Below are 25,058 nucleotides of genomic sequence, written 5' to 3' on the forward strand. Positions count from 1 at the left end.
CTTAAGCCCCTGTTCGCAGGGGCTTTCTCGTTTCTGTGACCTTTCCCACAACTCCATACATCTCTCTCTGCCTTTGGGCATCTGCACAATGCAGCCTTAGCTGAACTTCCCTATGCTTGAGCTCTGCTCACGGGAGGGTTTTATGGCTGGCTGGCATCTTGATACCAAAATGGCGCAGGATATCGTGGCGCGAACCATGCGCATCATTGATACCAATATCAACGTAATGGATGCCCGTGGGCGCATTATCGGCAGCGGCGATCGTGAGCGTATTGGGGAATTGCACGAAGGGGCGTTGCTGGTGCTCTCTCAGGGGCGCGTGGTCGACATCGATGACGCCGTGGCGAAACATCTGCACGGGGTTCGTCAGGGGATCAACCTGCCGCTGCGTCTGGAAGGAGAGATTGTTGGCGTTATCGGTCTGACCGGCGATCCTGAATCGCTGCGTAAATACGGTGAGCTGGTCTGCATGACGGCGGAGATGATGCTGGAGCAGTCGCGTCTGATGCACCTGCTCGCCCAGGACAGCCGCCTGCGCGAAGAGCTGGTGATGAATTTGATTCAGGCGGAGGAGCATACGCCTGCCCTGAGCGAGTGGGCGCAGCGTCTGGGTATCGACCTGAATCAGCCGCGCGTGGTTGCCGTTATTGAGGTGGATAGCGGCCAGCTTGGCGTGGACAGCGCCATGGTGGAACTACAGCAGCTGCAAAACATGCTGGCGACGCCGGAGCGTAACAACCTTGTGGCAATCGTCTCTTTAACGGAAATGGTGGTGCTCAAGCCTGCGCTTAATCAGTTTGGCCGCTGGGACGCGGAAGATCATCGTCGCCGCGTTGAGCTGCTCATCGAGCGCATGAAGGAGAACGGACAGCTCCGTTTTCGCGTCGCGCTGGGAAATTACTTTACCGGGCCGGGGAGTATCGCCCGTTCATGGCGAACGGCGCGCACCACCATGATGGTGGGTAAACAGCGCATGCCGGAGAGCCGCAGTTATTTCTATCAGGATCTGATGCTGCCGGTCCTGCTCGACAGCCTGCGCGGTGGCTGGCAGGCCAACGAGCTGGCGCGCCCGCTGGTGCGTCTGAAAGCGATGGACAACAACGGGCTGCTGCGCCGCACGTTGCAGGCGTGGTTCCGGCATAACGTGCAGCCGCTGGCAACGTCAAAAGCGCTGTTTATTCACCGTAATACGCTGGAGTATCGGCTTAACCGGATCTCGGAACTGACGGGGCTGGATTTAGGGAATTTTGACGACCGGCTACTGCTGTATGTGGCGTTGCAGCTGGATGAGCAGAGATAATGTTGTGTGTGGTTTTCACCCTCTCCCTGTGGGAGAGGGCCGGGGTGAGGGCATCAGACCGCACCGGAATAACTTATTTCCGCGTCAATTTCTCAAGATCCGCTTCAATCTCGCTGATCTTATTGGTGACTACGCTTTCCAGGTGACGCAGGTCGTCAAGGATCTTACGTTTCAGATCGACTTCGCTGCGATCGCGCTGGCAGATTTGATCGAGTTCGTCGATCACGTAGCGCAGGTTAGGGCTGATTTCCTGTACTTCTTTATATCCCTGACCGATACCGTCAGCGACAACGGTCTTACGCTGGCGAGGGTATTTAAACTTCACGCTTTTGGCGAAGAACTCTCCTTTGTCCTTGTGAAAATAGATTTTCAAAATATCGTTATTGGCTTCCTGGCGAAGACTATAACGATCAATTTCATCAGGATTGGTAATGCCCAGACTTTTCAGATTATCGTACATAGCGGTACCCTTGATCTCAACATAACCTATGAATAATTAACGAAAAAATCTATTTTCGCCACCTTCGGATATAAAAAAAGCGGGGTTGCCCCCGCTTTTTGTTATACCCGATTAATCGATGGTGCGCAGCAGTTCATTGATGCCTACTTTACCGCGCGTTTTCGCGTCCACTTTTTTCACGATGACCGCGCAATACAGGCTGTATTTGCCATCTTTAGACGGCAGGTTGCCGGAAACCACAACGGAACCGGCTGGAACGCGGCCGTAGTGAATTTCACCGGTTTCGCGATCGTAAATACGGGTGCTCTGGCCAATGTACACGCCCATGGAGATCACAGAACCTTCTTCGACGATCACGCCTTCAACCACTTCGGAACGTGCGCCGATGAAGCAGTTGTCTTCGATGATGGTTGGGTTAGCCTGAAGTGGCTCAAGAACGCCACCGATGCCCACGCCGCCGGACAGGTGAACGTTTTTACCGATCTGCGCGCAGGAGCCGACGGTAGCCCAGGTGTCCACCATGGTGCCTTCGTCAACGTAGGCGCCGATGTTCACGTAGGATGGCATCAGCACGGTGTTGCGTGCGATGAATGCCCCCTGACGAACGGCTGCCGGTGGTACTACGCGGAAGCCCTCTTTCTGAAAGCGCGCTTCGTCGTAATCCGCAAATTTCATTGGCACTTTATCGAAGTAGCGGCTTTCTGCTCCGTCGATAACCTGGTTATCGTTGATGCGGAAAGAGAGCAGCACAGCTTTCTTCAGCCATTGATGAGTAACCCACTGACCGTCGATTTTTTCTGCCACGCGCAGCGCGCCGGAATCCAGCAGGGAAATAACCTGGTTTACCGCTTCACGGGTCACGGTATCCACATTTGCCGGAGTGATGTCGGCGCGACGCTCAAAAGCGGACTCAATAACGTTCTGTAACTGCTGCATTGTTTACTCTTTCCATTTCACTAAAAAACACGTCACCCTTTATCGTTTGGATTGAGGGCTGCTGTCAACCGTTGTTGCACTTCAAGTTGCAGGTCATTATTAAGGGCACGCCGGTCGGCCGTCGCGATTATAAATAAATCTTCTACTCGTTCGCCAATCGTTGTAATTCGGGCGCCGTGAAGCGAAATTCCCAGATCGGCAAAAACCTGGCCGACGCGGGCGAGTAGCCCTGGCTGGTCGAGCGCAATCAGCTCAAGGAACGATTTACGGTCGGTATGGGTCGGCAGGAAATTGACCTCGGTATCGACGGTAAAGTGGCGCAGTTTTGCCGCCTGACGGCGCGGCTGCGGAGGTTGCCAGCTGCGCTGCGTAATCGCCTGCTCAAGGCCAAAGCGTATCCCCTCATGCCTGTCCGACGATAGCGGGCTGCCGTCCGGCTCCAGCACAATAAAGGTGTCCATCGCCATGCCGTCGCGGGTGGTAAAAATCTGCGCGTCGTGAACGCTCAGGTTACGCCTGTCCAGCTCGGCACAGACCGCTGCAAACAAATAAGGCCGGTCCGGGCTCCAGATAAAGATCTCCGTCCCGCCGCGTGTGGCCTGCGGGCTAAGCAGAATCATCGGTTTCGTCAGGTCGTGCTTCAGCAGATGCCGGGCGTGCCAGGCAAGCTGGTTTGGGCTGTGGCGTACAAAGTAGTTGGCGCGACAGCGCGCCCAAATCTGATGCAGTGCCTCTTCGTTGATGTTATCCATGCGCAGCAGGGCCAGCGCTTGCAACTGGTGATGGCGCACACGCTCGCGCATGTCCGGGGTATTCTGCATCCCGCGACGCAGCTGTTTTTCGGTAGCGAAATACAGCTCGCGCAGCAGGCTCTGCTTCCAGCTGTTCCACAGGGTTTCGTTGGTGGCGCAGATATCGGCTACCGTCAGGCAGACCAGGTAGCGCAGGCGGTTCTCCGTTTGCACTTCCTCGGCGAACTGCTTGATCACTTCCGGATCCTGAATATCACGACGCTGAGCGGTAACCGACATCAGCAGATGATGGCGAACCAGCCAGGCGATAAGCTGCGTTTCACGCGAGTTCAGGCCGTGCAGCTCGGCAAATTTCAGCACGTCCTGGGCACCGAGTACGGAGTGGTCGCCGCCGCGACCTTTGGCGATATCATGGAACAGAGCAGCGATCAGGATCAGCTCCGGGTGTGCCAGACGTGGCCACAGATCAACGCACAGCGGATGGCGGGATCGCGTCTCTTCTTTAGCGAAACTTTCCAGCTTCAGCATGACGCGGATCGTGTGCTCATCCACCGTATAGGCGTGAAACAGGTCGAACTGCATCTGCCCGACAATATGCGACCACTGAGGCATATAGGCCCACAGCACGCTGTGACGGTGCATTGGCAGCAGTCCGCGGCTGACGGCGCCCGGATGACGAAGCATGCTCAGGAACAACGAGCGCGCCTCCGGGATGTAACACAGCGGCTGCTTCAGATGACGCCGTGCATGGCGCAGATGACGCAGGGTAGTGGAGTAGATCCCGGTGATCGTGCTGTTGCGCACCATGGTATAGAACATTCGCAGGATCGCTTCCGGTTCGCGAATGAACAGCGTTTCGTCGCGCAGATCGATCAGCGTGCCGCGCAGCTGAAATTCGTCATCAATCGGACGCGGTTTTTCGTCAGCCGTCAGCGCGAGGATCGCCTCATCGAACAGCTGTAACAGCATCTGGTTCAGCTCAGAGACGCGGCGGGTGACGCGGAAGAAATCCTTCATCATTTGCTCGACCGGCTCGTTGCCCTCGCCCTGGTAATTCAGGCGCTGCGCCACGCTGAGCTGTCGGTCAAACAGCAGGCGGTTATCGTAGCGGGTGACTTCCAGGTGCAGGGCAAAACGGATGCGCCACAGCAGATGCAGACACTCATTGAGTTCGTTACGTTCGGCTTCGGTCAGAAAACCAAACCCGACCATTTCGTCCAGCGATGTTGCCCCAAAATGGCGACGGGCGACCCATTGCAGCGTGTGGATATCGCGCAGGCCACCGGGGCTGCTTTTAATATCCGGTTCGAGATTATAGCTGGTACCGTGATAGCGCTGGTGGCGCTGGTTTTGTTCTTCGACTTTCGCAGCGAAGAATTTTTCCGAAGGCCAGAAGCCGTCGCTAAAGATGTGCTTTTGCAGTTCGAGGAACAGCGCCACGTCGCCAATCAGGAGGCGGGTTTCAATCAGGTTGGTGGCGACGGTCAGGTCAGATAACCCTTCCAGCAGACACTCTTCCAGCGTGCGTACGCTGTGGCCCACTTCCAGCTTTACGTCCCAGAGCAGGGTCAACAGTTCACCGATTTTCTGCGCCCGATCGTCCGGCAGTTTTTTACGGCTTAAGATCAGCAGGTCGATATCAGAGAGCGGATGCAGTTCACCCCGGCCATAGCCGCCAACAGCAACCAGCGCGACGTCGCTCACCTGTCCGAAACCGTAGTCGATCCAGAGACGTTGCAGGAGCTGGTCGATAAATTCGGTGCGCGCTTCAATGAGCTGCTCGGCCGAAACGCCTGCGTCAAATGCGTTACCCAGCCAGCGATGGAAAACCTCCATGTGGGCTTTGATATGCGCGCAGGTCAGTTCATGCGGTGGCCAGACGCCCGGGTTATCAGGCTGGTCGGGGAGGGTGGGAAGTGCTGTGTTAGCATACTGTTCGGGTAAGAGATTACTCATCGTGCGCCACCCATAAGAAAAAGCTATCGCCATTAAAAAAGCCGGCATTCGCCGGCTTCTTATCACTCAATGTTCGTCAGTATCGCCGGGATGGTGTCATCCTTGCGCAACGTCATAATTTCGCAGCCGTTGTCTGTAACCACAATAGTATGCTCGTACTGGGCAGACAAGCTTCTGTCTTTGGTTTTTACCGTCCAGCCATCTTTCATGGTACGGATGCGGTAATCACCCGCGTTGACCATTGGCTCGATCGTGAAGGTCATGCCCTTTTGCAGCACTACGCCGCCGTCGTCTGCATCGTAGTGCAGAACCTGCGGTTCTTCATGGAACACACGACCAATACCGTGACCGCAATATTCGCGCACCACGGAGAAACCTTCCGCTTCCACAAATTTCTGGATTGCGGCGCCGATGGTGCGCAGGCGGATGCCCGGCTTCACCATTTTCAGCGCCAGGTAGAGGCTCTCTTGCGTTACTTTGCACAGACGCTCGCCCAGAATCGTTGGCTTGCCAACGATGAACATCTTAGAGGTGTCGCCGTGGTAGTCGTCTTTGATGACGGTCACGTCGATGTTGACGATGTCGCCATCTTTCAGCAGCTTCTCGTCATCCGGAATGCCGTGGCAAACCACTTCATTAATAGAGATGCAGACGGATTTCGGGAAACCGTGATAGCCAAGGCAGGCGGAGACCGCGTGCTGCTCGTTGACGATATAGTCGTTACAGATGCGATCCAGTTCGCCAGTGCTGACGCCCGGTTTCACAAACGGCTCAATCATTTCCAGCACGTCCGCGGCCAGACGACCGGCGACGCGCATCTTTTCAATTTCTTCAGGTGTCTTAATAGAGATAGCCATGTAATCTGTCCATCGGTGTCGATTTTTTCGACAATACTAGTGTAAGTGTTGTCAATGGTATCAGTCAGGCGCACCCCGTGCCAAATTGAGAATCATTAACAGCACACTCCGCCAACAATTATTGGTTTCTGGCCGTGTTTTGTGATATAAAGCGCGCCGGACTTCCGATCCATCTCAGATACACAGGCTGGACGGGAGCGACAAATCTCACTTTGTGTAACAACACACACGTATCGGCACATATTCCGGGGTGCCCTTCGGGGTCGGTAATATGGGATACGTGGAGGCATAACCCCAACTTTCAATATAGAGGTTTTAAACATGGCAACTGTTTCCATGCGCGACATGCTCAAGGCTGGTGTTCACTTCGGTCACCAGACCCGTTACTGGAACCCGAAAATGAAGCCTTTCATCTTCGGCGCACGTAACAAAGTTCACATCATCAACCTTGAGAAGACTGTACCAATGTTCAACGAAGCCCTGGCTGAGCTGAACAAGATCTCTTCCCGTAAAGGTAAGATTCTGTTCGTTGGTACTAAGCGCGCTGCAAGCGAAGCTGTGAAAGATGCTGCTAACAGCTGCGACCAGTTCTTCGTGAACCATCGCTGGTTGGGCGGCATGCTGACCAACTGGAAAACTGTTCGTCAGTCCATCAAGCGCCTGAAAGATCTGGAAACCCAGTCTCAGGACGGTACTTTCGATAAGCTGACTAAGAAAGAAGCGCTGATGCGCACTCGTGAACTGGACAAGCTGGAAAACAGCCTGGGCGGTATCAAAGATATGGGCGGCCTGCCAGACGCGCTGTTCGTAATCGATGCAGACCACGAGCACATCGCAATCAAAGAAGCTAACAACCTGGGTATCCCGGTATTCGCTATCGTTGATACCAACTCCGATCCGGACGGTGTTGACTTCGTTATCCCGGGTAACGACGACGCAATCCGTGCTGTTAGCCTGTATCTGAGCGCTGTAGCTGCTACCGTTCGTGAAGGCCGTTCCCAGGATCTGGCTTCTCAGGCGGAAGAAAGCTTCGTAGAAGCTGAATAATAAGGTTTTACCCCTTATTAGTACCGTGTATGAATAGGGGCCCATTATCGGCCCCTTTTTTCAATTTATACTGTTTGGCTCCCGGCCGGGCAGTTCACATCTCCCGAGGATTTAAGAATGGCTGAAATTACCGCATCCCTGGTAAAAGAGCTGCGCGAGCGTACTGGCGCAGGCATGATGGATTGCAAAAAAGCGCTGACCGAAGCGAACGGCGACATCGAGCTGGCAATCGAAAACATGCGTAAATCCGGTGCGATCAAAGCAGCTAAGAAAGCAGGCAACGTTGCTGCTGACGGCGTGATCATCACCAAAATCGACGGCAACTACGGCATCATTCTGGAAGTTAACTGCCAGACTGACTTCGTTGCTAAAGATGCTGGTTTCCAGGCATTTGCTAACAAAGTTCTGGACGCAGCGGTTGCAGGCAAAATCACTGACGTTGAAGTTCTGAAAGCACAGTTCGAAGAAGAGCGTGTTGCGCTGGTTGCTAAAATCGGTGAGAACATCAACATCCGTCGCGTTGCTTCCCTGGAAGGTGACGTTCTGGGCTCTTACCAGCACGGCGCGCGTATCGGTGTTCTGGTTGCGGCTAAAGGCGCTGACGAAGAGCTGGTTAAACAGCTGGCAATGCACATCGCTGCAAGCAAACCAGAATTCGTTAAGCCAGAAGACGTGTCTGCTGAAGTGGTAGAGAAAGAGTACCAGGTTCAGTTGGACATCGCGATGCAGTCTGGTAAGCCAAAAGAAATCGCAGAGAAAATGGTTGAAGGCCGCATGAAGAAATTCACCGGCGAAGTTTCTCTGACTGGCCAGCCTTTCGTAATGGATCCAAGCAAGTCTGTTGCTCAGCTGCTGAAAGAGCACAACGCTGATGTAACTGGCTTCATCCGCTTCGAAGTGGGCGAAGGCATCGAGAAAGTTGAGACTGACTTCGCAGCAGAAGTTGCTGCAATGTCCAAGCAGTCTTAATGATTGAAAAGGAGCCGCCTGAGGGCGGCTTCTTTTTGTCACCCGTCTCACGAAATCAGACAGGCTCCAGTATCGCTGTGCTGATTTGCGACATATCATGTCGCCAGAATTAACCCCATCTTAATCGTTGACAGTCTCAGGAAAGAAACATGGCTACCAATGCAAAACCCGTGTACAAACGCATTCTGCTTAAGCTGAGTGGCGAAGCGCTGCAAGGATCGGAAGGCTTCGGTATTGACGCAAGCATCCTTGATCGCATGGCACAGGAAATCAAAGAACTGGTCGAACTGGGTATTCAGGTTGGCGTGGTCATTGGCGGTGGCAACCTTTTCCGTGGTGCTGGTCTGGCGAAAGCGGGGATGAACCGCGTAGTGGGCGACCACATGGGTATGCTGGCAACCGTGATGAATGGCCTGGCGATGCGTGATGCGCTTCATCGCGCCTATGTGAACGCTCGCCTGATGTCCGCTATTCCTTTGAATGGCGTATGCGATAACTACAGCTGGGCAGAGGCCATCAGCCTGCTGCGCAACAACCGCGTGGTGATCCTCTCCGCCGGTACGGGTAACCCGTTCTTTACCACCGATTCCGCAGCCTGCCTGCGCGGTATCGAAATCGAAGCCGATGTGGTGCTGAAAGCGACCAAAGTAGATGGCGTGTTTACTGCCGACCCGGCAAAAGATCCTTCAGCGACCATGTACGATCAGCTGAGCTACAGCGAAGTGCTGGAAAAAGAGCTAAAAGTGATGGATCTTGCCGCCTTTACGCTGGCTCGTGACCACAAACTGCCGATCCGTGTCTTCAATATGAACAAGCCTGGCGCGCTGCGTCGCGTTGTTATGGGCGAAAAAGAAGGCACTTTGATCACGGAATAATTTCCGTCGGCGATAAATACAGGTAAGATTCCGCTTTATTTCGACGTGGTATCTTACCCGGGCGCGCCTTTGGCGTTGTCATGAATTAAACGCGACTATACTTAGCACACCTGTAGCGCTGTGCTGGCGGATAGTCTGCCTGAGACAAGTTTTCAAGGATCCGTAACGTGATTAACGACATCAGAAAAGATGCTGAAGTACGCATGGACAAATGCGTAGAAGCGTTCAAAAACCAAATCAGCAAAATCCGTACTGGCCGAGCTTCCCCAAGCCTGCTGGATGGCATCATCGTAGAATACTACGGTACGCCTACGCCACTGCGTCAGCTGGCGAGCGTGACGGTAGAAGATACCCGTACCCTGAAAATCAACGTGTTCGATCGCTCAATGAGCCCGGCCGTTGAAAAAGCGATCATGGCATCTGACCTGGGTCTGAACCCAAGCTCAGCGGGCGCGGATATTCGCGTACCACTGCCTCCGCTGACGGAAGAGCGTCGTAAAGACCTGATCAAAGTGGTTCGCGGTGAAGCTGAGCAGGGTCGCGTTTCCGTACGTAACGTGCGTCGCGATGCGAACGATAAAGTGAAAGCCCTGCTGAAAGAAAAAGAGATCAGCGAAGATGACGATCGTCGTTCACAGGACGACATTCAGAAAATGACCGACGCGGCCATCAAGAAAATTGATGCGGCGCTGGCAGAAAAAGAAGCGGAACTGATGCAGTTCTGATTTTCGCTGTACACTGATAAACGCCGTTCAGAAGGACATTGAGTCTTGCTGGCGGCGTTTTGCTTTTATCTGATCTAACTTTTGGGCATCTCATGAAGCATCTCACTCTCCTCGGCTCGACCGGCTCTATCGGTTGCAGCACTCTCGACGTTGTACGTCATAATCCTGACAGCTACACCGTAGCCGCGCTTGTGGCCGGAAAAAACGTGCAGCGAATGGTCGAACAGTGCCTGGAGTTTACCCCCCGTTTTGCGGTGATGGATGATGAAGAGAGCGCCCGCCAGGTAAAAGCGCTGTTGCAGGAGAAGGGCTGCCGTACCGAGGTGCTCAGCGGGCAACAGGCGGCGTGCGATATGGCCGCGCTTGATGAAGTTGATCAGGTTATGGCGGCAATCGTCGGGGCGGCGGGTCTTCTGCCGACGCTTGCCGCGATCGATGCGGGAAAAGATGTCCTGCTTGCGAACAAAGAGTCGCTGGTCACCTGCGGACGCCTCTTTATGGACGCGGTAAAACAGCGTGGGGCACGTCTTTTGCCGGTCGATAGCGAGCACAACGCCATTTTTCAGAGTTTACCCCAACCTTTTCAACAAAACCTGGGGTACGCTGACCTGGAGCAGAATGGCGTTGTGTCGATTCTGCTTACCGGGTCTGGTGGCCCGTTCCGTGAAACGCCACTGTCTGAATTGAGCGCAATGACGCCGGATCAGGCATGTCGTCATCCGAACTGGTCAATGGGGCGTAAGATCTCCGTCGATTCGGCCACCATGATGAACAAAGGTCTGGAATACATTGAAGCTCGCTGGCTGTTCAATGCGTCGGCGAAACAGATGGAAGTGCTGATCCACCCGCAGTCGGTGATTCACTCGATGGTGCGCTATCAGGACGGCAGCGTGCTGGCCCAGCTGGGCGAACCGGATATGCGTACGCCAATTGCTCATACAATGGCGTGGCCAAACCGCGTAAAATCGGGCGTTAAGCCTCTCGATTTTTGCAAGCTGAGTTCACTGACGTTTAGCGAGCCTGATTACGACCGTTATCCCTGTCTGAAACTGGCGATGACGGCCTTCGATCAGGGGCAGGCGGCGACAACGGCGCTTAATGCAGCCAATGAAGTGACCGTTGAAGCATTCCTGAACCAGCAGATCCGCTTTACTGATATCGCCGCGTTGAATTTATCCGTGCTGGAGATGATGGATTTGCGTGAGCCGCAGAGCGTGGAAGAGGTGCTGGCCGTGGATGAACAGGCACGCATTGTTGCGCGTAAACAGGTGACACGTCTCGCAAGCTGGTGATAAAGCAAGCACTAGTCGTCGTGCTATTTGTTAGCGTTGGGCTTCAGTGATATAGTCTGCGCCACCTGATCGCAGGTATTTGGCTTTAAGTGGTCAGGTAAGCCGTGGTTTGACACGGCTTTTTTATGTATAGGCTTCAGTATTCCTGTGTACCGTTAAATCCTTTCAGGGACTAAAAACGCGTTATGTTGTCTGCGAATCAACCAATAAGCGAAAACTTGCCAGCACATGGCTGTCGCCATGTTGCAATCATCATGGATGGCAATGGCCGCTGGGCGAAAAGACAAGGGAAGATACGAGCCTTTGGGCATAAAGCTGGGGCGAAATCTGTTCGCCGCGCCGTTTCTTTTGCCGCCAATAACGGCATTGATGCGTTAACGCTCTATGCTTTTAGCAGTGAGAACTGGAATCGACCTGCGCAGGAAGTGACTGCGTTGATGGAACTGTTCGTGTGGGCGCTCGATAGCGAAGTAAAAAGCCTGCACCGCCACAACGTCCGCTTGCGTATTATTGGCGAAACCAGTCGTTTTAACTCACGTTTGCAGGAACGGATTCGCAAAGCAGAAGCGCTGACGGAAAATAATACCGGCCTGACGCTCAATATCGCGGCGAATTACGGCGGACGCTGGGATATTATCCAGGGGGTTCGGCATCTGGCTGAGCAGGTTCAGGAAGGGCTGTTAAGACCCGACCAGATTGATGAAGAGGCGCTGAGTCAGCAAATCTGCATGAATGAACTGGCACCCGTGGATTTGGTTATAAGGACAGGGGGGGAGCATCGCATTAGTAACTTTTTGCTGTGGCAAATTGCCTACGCCGAACTTTACTTTACGGATGTTCTTTGGCCAGATTTTGATGAACAAGACTTTGAAGGTGCGCTGCATGCCTTTGCCAATCGAGAGCGTCGTTTCGGCGGCACCGAGCCTGGTGGCGATAACGCCTGATGGGGGTAGCTTTTGCTGAAGTATCGCCTGATTTCCGCTTTTGTATTAATACCCGTCGTCATCGCAGCGCTGTTTTTACTGCCTCCGGTGGGATTCGCTATTGTTACGCTGGTGGTGTGTATGCTCGCCGCGTGGGAATGGGGGCAGCTTAGCGGCTTTACCTCGCGCACTCAGCGGGTATGGCTGGCGGTACTCTGTGGTTTTTTACTGGCCCTGATGCTGTATACCTTGCCTGAATATCATCACGATGTTCACCAGCCGCTGGTTGCCGGATCCTTATGGATATCGCTGGCCTGGTGGATTGCTGCGCTTGTTTTAGTGCTTTTCTATCCAGGCTCTGCGGCGATCTGGCGTAACTCTAAAGTGTTGCGCCTTATTTTTGGTCTGCTCACGATTGTTCCCTTTTTCTGGGGGATGGTTGCGCTGCGCGCCTGGCACTATGACGAAAACCACTACAGCGGCGCGATATGGCTGCTTTATGTGATGATTCTCGTCTGGGGGGCTGACTCCGGGGCCTATATGTTTGGTAAACTGTTCGGCAAACATAAACTGGCGCCAAAGGTTTCTCCGGGCAAAACCTGGCAAGGCTTCATTGGCGGCCTGTTTACGGCAGCAATTATCTCCTGGGGCTATGGGGTCTGGGCGAATCTTGAGGTTGCCCCCTCCACGCTGCTGGTATGTTCGATTTTCGCGGCGCTGGCATCGGTGCTGGGTGATTTAACCGAGAGTATGTTTAAGCGTGAAGCAGGGATTAAGGACAGTGGTCACCTGATTCCAGGACATGGCGGAATACTGGATCGCATTGACAGCCTTACCGCGGCTGTTCCTGTATTTGCTTGCCTGCTTTTACTGGTGTTTGGGACGATATAACGGAAGGTTTTATGCTGAGCATTCTCTGGAATCTGGCGGCGTTCATTGTTGCACTGGGTGTACTGATTACCGTGCATGAATTTGGCCATTTCTGGGTTGCCCGGCGCTGTGGTGTGCGGGTGGAGCGATTCTCGATTGGCTTTGGCAAATCGCTCTGGAAGCGTACCGATAAGCATGGCACCGAGTTTGTCATTGCTCTGATTCCCCTGGGCGGCTATGTCAAAATGCTCGACGAACGCGTTGAGCCTGTCGCCCCGGAACTTCGCCATCGCGCGTTTAACAATAAAACTGTTGGACAACGTGCTGCCATCATCGCTGCCGGCCCGGTAGCCAATTTCATCTTCGCTATCTTCGCCTACTGGCTGGTGTTTATCATCGGCGTGCCTGGCGTGCGCCCGGTCGTGGGAGAAATCACCACGGGTTCTATTGCGGCAACGGCGCAAATTACACCGGGAATGGAACTTAAAGCGATTGATGGTATCGAAACCCCTGATTGGGATGCCGTGAGGTTACAACTGGTTGCCAAAATCGGTGATGAGCAGACAACCGTCAGCGTATCGCCATTTGGTTCCGACCAGCGGCAGGAAAAAGTGCTGGATTTACGCCACTGGCGCTTTGAGCCAGACAAAGAGGACCCTGTCGCCGCACTCGGGATTCGACCGCGCGGCGCGCAGATCAAGCCGGTATTAGCCGAAGTACAGGCCAAATCGGCAGCGAGTAAAGCAGGTTTACAAGCGGGTGACAGGATCGTTAAAGTCGATGGTCAGCCATTAACACAATGGATGACCTTTGTTACTCTGGTGCGCGATAATCCAGGCAAGCCGCTCGCGCTGGAAGTGGAAAGGCAGGGGAGTTCGCTCTCACTGACTCTCACCCCGGATACCAAATCGGGCGGCGGTAAGGCGGAAGGGTTTGCCGGCGTTGTGCCGAAAGTGATCCCACTGCCAGATGAGTACAAGACAATACGCCAGTATGGGCCGTTTAGCGCCATCGTTGAGGCCACGGATAAAACATGGCAGCTGATGAAGCTTACGGTCAACATGTTGGGGAAATTGATAACCGGTGATGTGAAACTGAACAACCTCAGTGGGCCAATTTCGATTGCTCAGGGGGCTGGGATGTCAGCGGAGTTCGGGGTGATTTACTATCTCATGTTCCTTGCGCTGATTAGCGTGAACCTGGGGATAATCAACCTGTTCCCGCTTCCCGTACTAGATGGGGGCCATTTGCTGTTTTTAGCGATTGAAAAGCTAAAAGGCGGACCGGTATCCGAGCGAGTTCAAGACTTTAGTTATCGCATTGGCTCGATTTTGCTGGTGCTGTTAATGGGGCTTGCACTTTTCAATGATTTCTCTCGGTTGTAAGAGAGTTAGTTAGGAAGAACGCATAATAACGATGGCGATGAAAAAGTTGCTCATAGCGTCGCTGCTGTTTAGCAGCGCGACCGTATACGGTGCTGACGGGTTCGTAGTGAAAGATATTCATTTCGAAGGCCTTCAGCGTGTCGCCGTTGGTGCGGCCCTCCTCAGTATGCCTGTGCGCCCCGGCGATACGGTTAATGATGAAGATATCAGTAACACCATCCGTGCTCTGTTTGCCACTGGCAACTTTGAGGACGTCCGCGTCCTGCGCGATGGTGATACGCTGGTGGTTCAGGTAAAAGAACGTCCAACGATTGCCAGCATCACTTTCTCCGGCAACAAGTCGGTGAAAGATGACATGCTCAAGCAGAACCTTGAGGCATCGGGTGTTCGTGTGGGGGAATCTCTGGACCGCACAACCCTTGCAGACATTGAAAAAGGTCTGGAAGATTTCTATTACAGCGTCGGTAAATACAGCGCGAGCGTTAAAGCGGTTGTTACACCGCTGCCACGTAACCGTGTCGACCTGAAACTGGTCTTCCAGGAAGGTGTTTCTGCGAAGATCCAGCAGATCAACATCGTGGGTAACCACGCGTTCAGCACCGACGAACTGATCTCCAACTTCCAGCTGCGTGACGAAGTGCCGTGGTGGAACGTGGTGGGCGATCGTAAATACCAGAAACAGAAACTGGCGGGTGACCTTGAAACCCTGCGCAGCTACTATCTGGATCGCGGTTACGCCCGTTTCAACATCGATTCAACTCAGGTGAGTCTGACTCCGGACAAGAAAGGTATCTACATTACCGTTAACATCACTGAAGGCGATAAGTACACGCTTTCAGGTGTTGAAGTCAGCGGCAACCTGGCAGGACATTCAGCTGAAATTGAATCTCTGACCAAAATTCAGCCGGGCGATCTGTACAGCGGATCTAAAGTCACCAAAATGGAAGACAGCATTAAGAAGCTGCTCGGCCGTTATGGTTATGCGTATCCGCGTGTGCAAACGCAGCCGGAAATTAACGACACGGATAAAACCGTTAAGCTGCACGTTAACGTTGATGCGGGCAACCGTTTCTATGTGCGTAAGATCCGCTTCGAAGGTAACGATACCTCTAAAGACTCCGTTCTGCGCCGTGAAATGCGCCAGATGGAAGGGGCATGGCTGGGAAGCGATCTGGTAGACCAGGGTAAAGAGCGTCTGAACCGTCTGGGCTATTTCGAAACGGTCGATACCGATACTCAGCGTGTACCAGGTCGTCCGGATCAGGTTGATGTTGTTTATAAAGTTAAAGAACGTAATACCGGTAGCTTCAACTTCGGTATTGGTTACGGTACTGAAAGTGGCGTGAGCTTCCAGGTCGGTGTTCAGCAGGATAACTGGCTGGGTACGGGCTACTCTGTCGGTATCAACGGGACGAAAAACGACTACCAGACCTACTCTGAGTTCTCTGTTACCAACCCATACTTCACCGTTGACGGTGTAAGCCTGGGCGGTCGTATCTTCTATAACGACTTTAAAGCGGATGACGCGGACCTCTCCTCGTATACCAACAAGAGTTACGGTCTGGATGGTACGCTCGGCTTCCCGGTTAACGAATACAACACCCTGCGCGCAGGTTTAGGGTACGTGCATAACGACCTGTCCAACATGCAACCGCAGGTGGCGATGTGGCGTTACCTGGACTCCATCGGTCAGTCGGCGAGTACGTCCAGCGATGACAACGGTTTCGCCGCGGATGACTTCACCTTCAACTACGGTTGGACCTACAACCGTCTTGACCGTGGCTACTTCCCGACGGAAGGTTCACGTGTCAACCTGAACGGTAAAGTGACTATCCCGGGCTCGGATAACGAGTTCTACAAGGTCACGCTGGATACGGCGTCCTACTTCCCAATTGATGAAGATCACAAGTGGGTTGTTCTGGGTCGTACCCGTTGGGGTTATGGTGACGGTATTGGAAGCAAAGAACTGCCGTTCTATGAAAACTTCTACGCCGGTGGTTCAAGCACCGTGCGTGGCTTCCAGTCCAATAACATTGGTCCGAAAGCGGTTTATTACGGCGGTAATGACGAAGATAACTGCGCAAGCCGTGATCCTAAGCAAGTATGTAGCTCTGATGACGCAGTAGGTGGTAACGCTATGGCCGTGGCGAGCCTCGAGTTCATCACGCCTACGCCGTTTATCAGCGACAAGTACGCAAACTCTGTCCGCACCTCCTTCTTTATGGATGCAGGTACAGTGTGGGACACCAACTGGGAGAACACCGCCCAGATGCGTGCGGCGGGGGTCCCGGACTACAGCGATCCGAGCAACATTCGCATGTCCGCAGGTATCGCATTACAATGGATGTCACCGCTGGGGCCGTTGGTCTTCTCTTACGCCCAGCCGTTTAAGAAATACGATGGAGACAAAGCGGAGCAGTTCCAGTTTAACATTGGTAAAACCTGGTAATAATCCGCTGCAATGGAATGCGTTGGCAGTGTAGCGCTGACAACCGGCGATCGGTAAAACGATCGCCTTGCCACGCAAAGAACGGTACCCCTCGGGTGCCAATGGGATGGTAAGGAGTTAATTGTGAAAAAGTGGTTATTAGCTGCAGGTCTCGGTTTAGCGATGGCAACTTCTGCTCAGGCAGCGGATAAAATTGCAATCGTCAACATGGGTAATTTGTTCCAGCAGGTTGCACAGAAAACCGGTGTTTCTGCAACGCTGGAAAACGAATTCAAAGGCCGTGCGAGCGAACTGCAACGTATGGAAGGTGATCTTCAGTCCAAGATGCAGCGTCTTCAGCGTGATGGTTCTACCATGAAAGCGAGCGAGCGCAGCAAACTGGAAAAAGACGTCATGTCTCAGCGCCAGACCTTCTCTCAGAAAGCACAGGCTTTCGAGCAGGATCGTCAGCGTCGTTCTAACGAAGAGCGTGGCAAACTGGTGACGCGTATTCAGTCTGCCGTTAAAGCAGTCGCAGCCGATCAGAGCATCGATCTGGTTGTTGATTCGAACGCCGTTGCATTCAACAGCAGCGATGTTAAAGACATCACAGCTGATGTTCTGAAACAGGTTAAATAAGTAATGCCTTCAATTCGACTGGCTGATTTAGCTCAGCAGTTGGATGCAGAATTACACGGTGATGGCGATATCGTCATCACCGCTGTTGCGTCCATGCAATCTGCTAAAGCAGGCACTATTACCTTCATGGTAAGCCCTAAGTACCGTGAACACCTGGCCCAGTGCCAGGCGTCTGCCGTTGTTCTGACGCAGGACGATCTTCCGTTTGCCACTAGCGCTACACTGGTAGTGAAAAATCCCTACCTGACCTATGCGCGCATGGCCCAAATTCTTGATACCACGCCGCAGCCGGCACAGAACATTGCAGCCAGTGCTGCGATTGATCCGACGGCTCAGCTGGGTAACAACGTATCAGTCGGCGCAAACGCCGTTATCGAATCCGGCGTCGTGCTGGGTGATAACGTGGTGATTGGCCCAGGCTGCTTTGTTGGAAAAAATACGAAAATTGGCGCAGGGACTCGTCTGTGGGCCAATGTCTCTGTCTACCATGAGGTTGAGATTGGCGAGAATTGTCTCGTACAGTCCAGCACGGTGATTGGTTCTGACGGATTTGGTTACGCTAACGATCGGGGTAACTGGGTTAAGATCCCTCAGCTGGGTCGCGTGATTATCGGCGATCGTGTGGAGATCGGCGCTTGCACCACCATCGACCGCGGTGCGCTTGACGACACCATTATTGGTAACGGTGTTATCATAGACAACCAGTGCCAGATTGCACATAACGTTGTGATTGGCGACAATACCGCAGTTGCGGGTGGTGTTATCATGGCAGGCAGCCTGAAAATTGGCCGATACTGCATGATTGGCGGTGCCAGCGTGATCAATGGCCATATGGAAATATGCGACAAAGTCACGGTGACGGGGATGGGCATGGTGATGCGTCCAATCACTGAGCCTGGCGTTTATTCCTCCGGTATTCCGCTGCAACCGAACAAGGTCTGGCGTAAAACAGCTGCACTGGTGATGAATATTGATGATATGAGCAAGCGACTCAAAGCGATTGAGCGCAAAATCGATCAACAAGACTAAGCGTTCATCCGTTTAACGCTAAATTTCCCGGCCTGTCGGCTTTGTTTATAAACCGGCAGGCCGTGTTATTATTGCTACTTAGTACATTTGACAGGAAGAGTATTTTGACTACTGACACTCATACTCTGCATATTGAAGAGATTTTAGAACTTCTGCCGCACCGCTATCCGTTTTTACTGGTAGACCGTGTGCTGGATTTTGAAGAAGGTCGTTTTCTGCGCGCAGTGAAAAATGTCTCCGTTAACGAGCCGTTCTTCCAGGGGCACTTCCCTGGTAAGCCTATCTTCCCGGGGGTATTGATCCTGGAAGCGATGGCACAGGCTACCGGTATTCTGGCGTTTAAAAGCGTAGGTAAACTGGAACCGGGTGAACTCTATTACTTCGCGGGTATCGATGAAGCGCGCTTCAAGCGTCCGGTCGTGCCTGGTGATCAAATGATCATGGAAGTCACTTTTGAAAAAACGCGTCGCGGCCTGACTCGCTTCAAAGGCGTAGCTATGGTTGACGGCAAAGTTGTTTGCGAAGCGACAATGATGTGTGCGCGTAGCCGGGAGGCCTGATACGTGATTGATAAATCCGCCTTTATTCATCCTACCGCCATTGTGGAAACGGGTGCCATCATTGGTGCCAATGTCCACATCGGCCCGTTTTGTATTGTTGGACCCCATGTCGAAATTGGTGAGGGTACAGTACTGAAATCTCACGTTGTCGTGAATGGTCATACCACCATTGGCTGCAACAATGAGATCTATCAGTTCGCCTCCATCGGCGAAGTTAACCAGGATCTCAAGTATGCTGGCGAACCGACCCGCGTGGAAATCGGCGATCGTAACCGCATTCGCGAAAGCGTCACCATTCATCGTGGTACAACGCAAGGCGGTGGATTGACGAAGGTGGGCAGCGACAACCTGTTTATGGTTAATGCGCACATTGCGCACGACTGTACCGTGGGGAGCCGCTGTATTCTCGCCAACAACGCAACGCTGGCGGGACACGTATCGGTCGATGATTTCGCCATTATTGGCGGCATGACCGCAGTCCATCAGTTCTGCATCATTGGTGCACACGTGATGGTCGGCGGATGCTCCGGTGTGGCGCAGGACGTCCCACCGTTTGTGATTGCGCAGGGCAACCATGCCACGCCGTTTGGCGTGAACATTGAAGGTCTCAAGCGTCGTGGCTTCAGCCGCGAAGCGATTACCGCGATCCGCAACGCGTACAAATTGCTGTACCGTAGCGGTAAAACGCTGGAAGAGGCTAAGCCGGAAATTGCCGAGCTGGCGAATAAGCACCCTGAAGTGAAAACGTTCATGGAATTCTTTGAACGTTCAACCCGTGGTCTGATTCGTTAATGGTCGACAGTCGTCCGCTTACCATCGCCCTGGTCGCCGGAGAAACCTCCGGCGATATTCTTGGTGCAGGTCTTATCCGCGCGCTTAAAGCCCGTGTACCCAATGCCCGCTTTGTGGGCGTGGCTGGGCCGCTAATGCAGGCCGAAGGCTGCGAAGCCTGGTATGAAATGGAAGAGCTGGCTGTGATGGGCATCGTCGAGGTGCTGGGCCGCTTGCGTCGCCTGCTGCATATCCGCGCCGACCTTACCCGCCGCTTTACCGACCTCAAGCCCGATGTATTTGTCGGCATTGATGCGCCTGATTTCAATATTACCCTTGAAGGGAACCTGAAAAAGCAGGGGATCAAAACGATCCATTACGTCAGCCCGTCCGTGTGGGCGTGGCGACAGAAACGCGTTTTCAAAATCGGACGGTCCACCAATCTGGTGCTGGCTTTTCTGCCTTTCGAAAAAGCGTTTTACGACAGATTTAATGTCCCGTGCCGTTTTATCGGTCATACCATGGCGGATGCCATGCCGCTGGATCCGGATAAAAACGCGGCGCGTGACGAACTGGGCATCCCGCATGATGTGCATTGTCTGGCGCTGCTGCCAGGAAGCCGGGGTGCGGAAGTTGAAATGCTCAGTGCCGATTTCCTGAAAACGGCGCAAATTCTTCGCAAGACTTACCCCGATCTTGAAGTGGTCGTGCCGCTGGTGAATGCCAAACGCCGGGAGCAGTTTGAGCGTATCAAAGCCGACGTCGCCCCGGATCTTCACGTCCGCCTGCTGGACGGAAAAGGGCGGCAAGCCATGTTTGCGAGCGATGCCGCACTGCTGGCTTCCGGCACGGCTGCGCTGGAGTGTATGCTGGCAAAATGCCCAATGGTGGTCGGTTATCGCATGAAGCCGTTTACCTTCTGGCTGGCAAAACGTCTGGTAAAAACAGATTACGTATCTCTGCCAAACCTGCTTGCGGGTCGCGAGCTGGTGAAAGAGCTCTTGCAGGATGAATGCCAGCCGCAGGCGCTGGCAGATGCGCTGCTGCCGCTGCTGGCCAACGGTAAAACCAGCCACCAGATGCACGATACGTTCCGTGAACTGCATCAACTGATCCGCTGTAATGCTGATGAGCAGGCGGCCGATGCGGTGCTGGAGTTAGCACAATGATGGAATTTATTTATCCCCATACCCACCTCGTTGCCGGTGTGGATGAAGTCGGTCGTGGCCCGTTAGTGGGTGCCGTTGTGACCGCGGCGGTGATCCTCGATCCAGCCCGCCCGATCGTTGGCCTGAACGACTCGAAAAAACTGAGCGAAAAGCGTCGTTTAGCGCTGTTCGATGAAATTAAAGAGAAAGCGCTGGCCTGGAGTCTCGGGCGCGCAGAACCGCATGAGATTGACGATCTAAACATTCTGCACGCTACCATGCTGGCGATGCAGCGTGCCGTTGCGGGCCTGAAGATTGTGCCTGAGTATGTACTGATCGACGGTAACCGTTGCCCGGCGCTGCCGATGCCTTCCATGGCTGTTGTTAAAGGCGATAGCCGCGTCGCAGAAATCAGTGCGGCGTCAATCATTGCCAAAGTGACGCGCGATGCTGAAATGGCCGCGCTGGACCTCACTTATCCCGCGTATGGTTTCGCCCAGCACAAGGGATATCCAACGGCTTTCCATCTGGAAAAGCTGGCTGAACATGGCGCAACTGAACATCATCGGCGCAGCTTTGGCCCGGTGAAACGCGCGCTGGGACTGGTGTCCTGAATCAAGACGCAAGCAATTAAGTAACGCGGGATTTGAAGATGGCTGAACCACGTTTCGTACACCTGCGGGTGCATAGCGACTACTCCATGATCGATGGGCTGGCAAAGACCGGGCCGCTGGTAAAAAAGGCGGCCTCGCTTGGCATGCCTGCGCTGGCGATCACCGATTTTACCAACCTGTGTGGCCTGGTGAAGTTCTACGGAACGGCGCATGGCGCAGGATTAAAGCCCATCGTCGGTGCGGATTTTCATGTGCAGAGCGACCTGCTCGGCGATGAGATGACGCAAATTTCCGTGTTAGCCATGAATAACACGGGCTATCAGAATCTCACTCTGCTGATCTCAAAAGCCTACCAGCGCGGCTACGGCGCACTGGGTCCATGGATTGACCGCGACTGGCTGGCAGAGCTGAACGAAGGTTTGCTGCTGATCTCCGGTGGTCGTATGGGGGATGTCGGCAAATGTCTGCTGCGCGGTAACAACGCGCTGGTGGATCAGTGCGTCTCGTTCTACGAAGAGTATTTCCCGGATCGCTATTACCTGGAGCTGATCCGTACCGGGCGTGCGGACGAAGAGAGCTATCTGCATGCGGCCGTCGCCCTGGCGGAAGCGCGTGGCCTGCCTGTAGTGGCCACCAACGATGTGCGCTTCCTTGAGGCGGGCGATTTTGACGCGCATGAAATTCGCGTCGCTATCCACGACGGCTTCACCCTCGACGATCCGAAACGCCCGCGCAACTACTCATCGCAGCAGTACATGCGCAGCGAAGAGGAGATGTGTGAGCTTTTCTCGGACATCCCGGAAGCGCTGGAAAACAGCGTAGAGATTGCCAAGCGCTGTAACGTCACCGTGCGTCTCGGCGAATACTTCCTGCCGCAGTTCCCGACGGGCGACATGACCACCGAAGATTTCCTGGTCATGAAATCGAAAGAGGGTCTGGAAGAGCGTCTGGAATTCCTTTTCCCGGATGAAGCGGTCCGTAAAGAGAAGCGTCCTGAATATGACGAGCGCCTGGATATTGAACTCCAGGTGATCAACCAGATGGGGTTCCCTGGCTACTTCCTGATCGTGATGGAGTTCATCCAGTGGTCGAAGGATAACGGCGTGCCGGTAGGCCCGGGCCGTGGTTCCGGTGCCGGCTCGCTGGTGGCGTACGCACTGAAAATCACCGACCTCGATCCGTTGGAATTCGACCTGCTGTTCGAACGTTTCCTCAACCCGGAACGTGTCTCCATGCCCGACTTTGACGTCGACTTCTGCATGGAAAAACGCGACCAGGTGATTGAGCACGTGGCCGATATGTACGGTCGTGATGCGGTTTCACAGATCATTACCTTCGGGACGATGGCGGCGAAAGCGGTTATCCGCGACGTGGGCCGCGTTCTGGGCCACCCGTACGGTTTTGTCGATCGTATCTCTAAGCTGGTCCCGCCCGATCCGGGCATGACCCTGGCGAAAGCCTTTGAAGCCGAACCTCAGCTGCCGGAAATCTACGAAGCCGACGAAGAGGTGAAAGCGCTGATCGACATGGCGCGCAAGCTGGAAGGCGTCACGCGTAACGCCGGTAAGCATGCGGGGGGCGTGGTTATCGCCCCGACCAAAATCACCGACTTCGCGCCGCTGTACTGCGATGAAGCGGGCCAGCATCCGGTCACCCAGTTCGACAAGAACGACGTGGAATACGCCGGGCTGGTGAAGTTTGACTTCCTCGGCCTGCGTACGCTGACCATCATCAACTGGGCGCTGGAGATGATCAACGCCCGTCGCGAGAAGAACGGCGAACCGCCGCTGGATATCGCGGCTATCCCGCTTGATGACAAGAAAAGTTTCGACATGCTGCAACGCTCGGAGACGACAGCCGTCTTCCAGCTTGAATCCCGCGGCATGAAAGATTTGATTAAGCGTCTGCAACCCGACTGCTTCGAAGATATGATCGCGCTGGTGGCCCTGTTCCGTCCGGGGCCGTTGCAGTCGGGGATGGTGGATAACTTTATCGACCGTAAGCACGGGCGCGAAGAAATTTCCTACCCGGACGTTCAGTGGCAGCATGAAAGCCTGAAACCGGTACTGGAGCCAACCTATGGCATCATCCTGTATCAGGAGCAGGTGATGCAGATCGCCCAGGTACTTTCGGGTTATACCCTTGGCGGCGCAGACATGCTGCGTCGTGCGATGGGTAAGAAAAAGCCGGAAGAGATGGCCAAGCAGCGCTCCATCTTTGAAGATGGAGCGAAGAAAAACGGCATCGATGGCGAACTGGCGATGAAAATCTTCGACCTGGTGGAGAAATTCGCCGGGTACGGATTTAACAAATCTCACTCCGCCGCCTATGCTTTGGTTTCGTATCAGACGCTGTGGCTGAAAGCTCACTATCCCGCTGAGTTTATGGCAGCGGTAATGACTGCCGATATGGACAACACCGAGAAGGTGGTTGGCCTGGTGGACGAGTGCTGGCGCATGGGGCTGAAGATCCTGCCGCCGGATATTAACTCGGGCCTGTATCATTTTCACGTTAACGATGACGGGGAAATCGTCTATGGGATCGGCGCGATCAAGGGCGTGGGTGAGGGGCCGATCGAGGCGATCATTGAAGCGCGTAACAACGGCGGCTACTTCCGTGAGCTGTTCGATCTGTGCGCCCGTACCGATACCAAAAAACTGAACCGCCGCGTGCTGGAAAAACTGATCATGTCCGGCGCGTTTGACCGTCTGGGGCCACACCGCGCCGCGCTGATGAACTCGCTCGGCGATGCGCTGAAGGCGGCCGATCAGCATGCGAAAGCGGAAGCCATTGGCCAGGCGGATATGTTCGGCGTGCTGGCGGAAGAGCCAGAGCAGATCGAGCAGTCCTATTCCAACTGCCAGCCGTGGCCAGAACAGGTAGTGCTGGATGGAGAGCGGGAAACGTTAGGTCTGTACCTGACGGGGCACCCGATCAACCAGTATCTTAAAGAAATTGAGCGCTATGTCGGCGGCCACAGGCTTAAAGACATGCATCCGACAGAACGTGGTAAAATCACCACGGCTGCGGGGCTCGTGATTGCTGCAAGGGTAATGGTCACCAAGCGCGGCAATCGTATCGGCATCTGTACCCTGGATGACCGTTCCGGGCGTCTGGAGGTGATGTTGTTCACCGACGCGCTGGATAAATACCAGCAATTGCTGGAAAAAGACCGCATACTTATCGTCAGCGGACAGGTCAGCTTTGATGACTTCAGCGGGGGGCTTAAAATGACCGCCCGCGAAGTGATGGACATTGACGAAGCCCGGGAAAAATATGCTCGCGGGCTTGCTATCTCGCTGACGGACAGGCAAATTGATGACCAGCTTTTAAACCGACTCCGTCAGTCTCTGGAACCCCACCGCTCGGGGACCATTCCAGTACATCTCTACTATCAGAGGGCGGATGCACGCGCGCGGTTGCGCTTTGGTGCAACGTGGCGTGTCTCTCCGAGCGATCGTTTACTGAACGATCTCCGTGGCCTCATTGGTTCGGAGCAGGTGGAACTGGAGTTTGACTAAT

The 25,058-nt window shown here is 54.0% G+C and carries 21 protein-coding genes; 17 read left to right on the forward strand and 4 right to left on the reverse strand.

From position 1 onward, the window contains the following. Positions 1-142 precede the first annotated feature (142 nt). Positions 143-1,300, forward strand: coding sequence for a CdaR family transcriptional regulator (locus BFV63_RS04005; RefSeq protein WP_003856217.1), 1,158 nt, complete (start codon positions 143-145; stop codon positions 1,298-1,300). A gap of 73 nt (positions 1,301-1,373) precedes the next feature. Here BFV63_RS04005 and BFV63_RS04010 read toward each other — a convergent pair whose 3' ends face one another. The 4 genes from BFV63_RS04010 to map all read right to left on the reverse strand — a co-directional run bounded on the left by BFV63_RS04010 (position 1,374) and on the right by map (position 6,261). Further along, positions 1,374-1,760, reverse strand: coding sequence for a DUF3461 family protein (locus tag BFV63_RS04010; RefSeq protein WP_003856216.1), 387 nt, complete (start codon positions 1,758-1,760; stop codon positions 1,374-1,376). 111 nt (positions 1,761-1,871) lie between these two features. Beyond that, a complete protein-coding gene (gene dapD, locus BFV63_RS04015) occupies positions 1,872-2,696 on the reverse strand; it encodes a 2,3,4,5-tetrahydropyridine-2,6-dicarboxylate N-succinyltransferase (protein WP_003856214.1) in 825 nt (274 codons plus the stop codon). 32 nt (positions 2,697-2,728) lie between these two features. Continuing rightward, complete coding sequence (gene glnD, locus BFV63_RS04020; protein WP_032666890.1) at positions 2,729-5,404, reverse strand: bifunctional uridylyltransferase/uridylyl-removing protein GlnD; 2,676 nt, start codon at positions 5,402-5,404, stop codon at positions 2,729-2,731. A gap of 62 nt (positions 5,405-5,466) precedes the next feature. Next, entirely contained in the window at positions 5,467-6,261 is a 795-nt protein-coding gene (gene map, locus BFV63_RS04025; RefSeq protein WP_003856208.1) for a type I methionyl aminopeptidase, read from the reverse strand. A gap of 321 nt (positions 6,262-6,582) precedes the next feature. Here map and rpsB point away from each other — a divergent pair, with 321 nt between their 5' ends. From rpsB to dnaE, 16 genes are all read left to right on the forward strand, one after another. Next, positions 6,583-7,308, forward strand: coding sequence for a 30S ribosomal protein S2 (gene rpsB, locus BFV63_RS04030; protein WP_003856207.1), 726 nt, complete (start codon positions 6,583-6,585; stop codon positions 7,306-7,308). Between the two features lie 117 nt (positions 7,309-7,425). Further along, positions 7,426-8,277, forward strand: coding sequence for a translation elongation factor Ts (gene tsf, locus BFV63_RS04035; protein WP_003856196.1), 852 nt, complete (start codon positions 7,426-7,428; stop codon positions 8,275-8,277). A gap of 149 nt (positions 8,278-8,426) precedes the next feature. Further along, positions 8,427-9,152 carry a UMP kinase gene (pyrH, locus tag BFV63_RS04040; protein ID WP_003856194.1) on the forward strand — a complete coding sequence of 242 codons (726 nt, stop codon included), beginning with the start codon at positions 8,427-8,429 and terminating at the stop codon, positions 9,150-9,152. A gap of 167 nt (positions 9,153-9,319) precedes the next feature. Continuing rightward, entirely contained in the window at positions 9,320-9,877 is a 558-nt protein-coding gene (frr, locus tag BFV63_RS04045) for a ribosome recycling factor (RefSeq protein WP_003856180.1), read from the forward strand. A 92-nt stretch (positions 9,878-9,969) separates the two neighbouring features. Then, complete coding sequence (ispC, locus tag BFV63_RS04050) at positions 9,970-11,169, forward strand: 1-deoxy-D-xylulose-5-phosphate reductoisomerase (RefSeq protein WP_022650418.1); 1,200 nt, start codon at positions 9,970-9,972, stop codon at positions 11,167-11,169. 185 nt (positions 11,170-11,354) lie between these two features. Then, the gene (ispU, locus tag BFV63_RS04055; RefSeq protein WP_003856176.1) at positions 11,355-12,113 is read left to right on the forward strand and encodes a (2E,6E)-farnesyl-diphosphate-specific ditrans,polycis-undecaprenyl-diphosphate synthase; all 759 of its coding nucleotides are present in this window, start codon (positions 11,355-11,357) and stop codon (positions 12,111-12,113) included. 12 nt (positions 12,114-12,125) lie between these two features. Then, positions 12,126-12,983, forward strand: a complete 858-nt coding sequence (gene cdsA / locus BFV63_RS04060; protein ID WP_003856175.1) for a phosphatidate cytidylyltransferase — start codon at positions 12,126-12,128, stop codon at positions 12,981-12,983. An 11-nt stretch (positions 12,984-12,994) separates the two neighbouring features. Continuing rightward, positions 12,995-14,347 carry a sigma E protease regulator RseP gene (gene rseP, locus BFV63_RS04065; protein WP_048241371.1) on the forward strand — a complete coding sequence of 451 codons (1,353 nt, stop codon included), beginning with the start codon at positions 12,995-12,997 and terminating at the stop codon, positions 14,345-14,347. A 31-nt stretch (positions 14,348-14,378) separates the two neighbouring features. Next, positions 14,379-16,796, forward strand: a complete 2,418-nt coding sequence (bamA, locus tag BFV63_RS04070) for an outer membrane protein assembly factor BamA (protein WP_003856172.1) — start codon at positions 14,379-14,381, stop codon at positions 16,794-16,796. Positions 16,797-16,919: 123 nt separating this feature from the next. Beyond that, positions 16,920-17,414 (forward strand): molecular chaperone Skp, encoded by a 495-nt coding sequence (skp, locus tag BFV63_RS04075; protein WP_003856169.1) that lies wholly within the window; start codon positions 16,920-16,922, stop codon positions 17,412-17,414. Between the two features lie 3 nt (positions 17,415-17,417). Next, a complete protein-coding gene (gene lpxD, locus BFV63_RS04080) occupies positions 17,418-18,443 on the forward strand; it encodes a UDP-3-O-(3-hydroxymyristoyl)glucosamine N-acyltransferase (RefSeq protein ID WP_069597456.1) in 1,026 nt (341 codons plus the stop codon). Between the two features lie 104 nt (positions 18,444-18,547). Further along, positions 18,548-19,003: a 3-hydroxyacyl-ACP dehydratase FabZ gene (gene fabZ / locus BFV63_RS04085; protein ID WP_003856165.1), complete on the forward strand. Its 456-nt coding sequence runs from the start codon at positions 18,548-18,550 to the stop codon at positions 19,001-19,003. A gap of 3 nt (positions 19,004-19,006) precedes the next feature. Continuing rightward, the gene (gene lpxA / locus BFV63_RS04090) at positions 19,007-19,795 is read left to right on the forward strand and encodes an acyl-ACP--UDP-N-acetylglucosamine O-acyltransferase (protein WP_003856164.1); all 789 of its coding nucleotides are present in this window, start codon (positions 19,007-19,009) and stop codon (positions 19,793-19,795) included. Next, on the forward strand, positions 19,795-20,943 hold the full coding sequence (gene lpxB / locus BFV63_RS04095) for a lipid-A-disaccharide synthase (protein ID WP_003856161.1): 1,149 nt from the start codon (positions 19,795-19,797) through the stop codon (positions 20,941-20,943). Before lpxA ends, lpxB begins: the two co-directional genes overlap by 1 nt. After that, positions 20,940-21,536, forward strand: coding sequence for a ribonuclease HII (rnhB, locus tag BFV63_RS04100; protein ID WP_003856158.1), 597 nt, complete (start codon positions 20,940-20,942; stop codon positions 21,534-21,536). The genes lpxB and rnhB overlap by 4 nt, the downstream gene beginning before the upstream one ends. Before the next feature lie 38 nt (positions 21,537-21,574). Next, the gene (gene dnaE / locus BFV63_RS04105; protein WP_003856156.1) at positions 21,575-25,057 is read left to right on the forward strand and encodes a DNA polymerase III subunit alpha; all 3,483 of its coding nucleotides are present in this window, start codon (positions 21,575-21,577) and stop codon (positions 25,055-25,057) included. Position 25,058: the final 1 nt, after the last annotated feature.

Source organism: Enterobacter hormaechei subsp. xiangfangensis (assembly GCF_001729785.1).
In the GTDB taxonomy this organism is placed as follows: Bacteria; Pseudomonadota; Gammaproteobacteria; order Enterobacterales; family Enterobacteriaceae; genus Enterobacter; species Enterobacter hormaechei_C.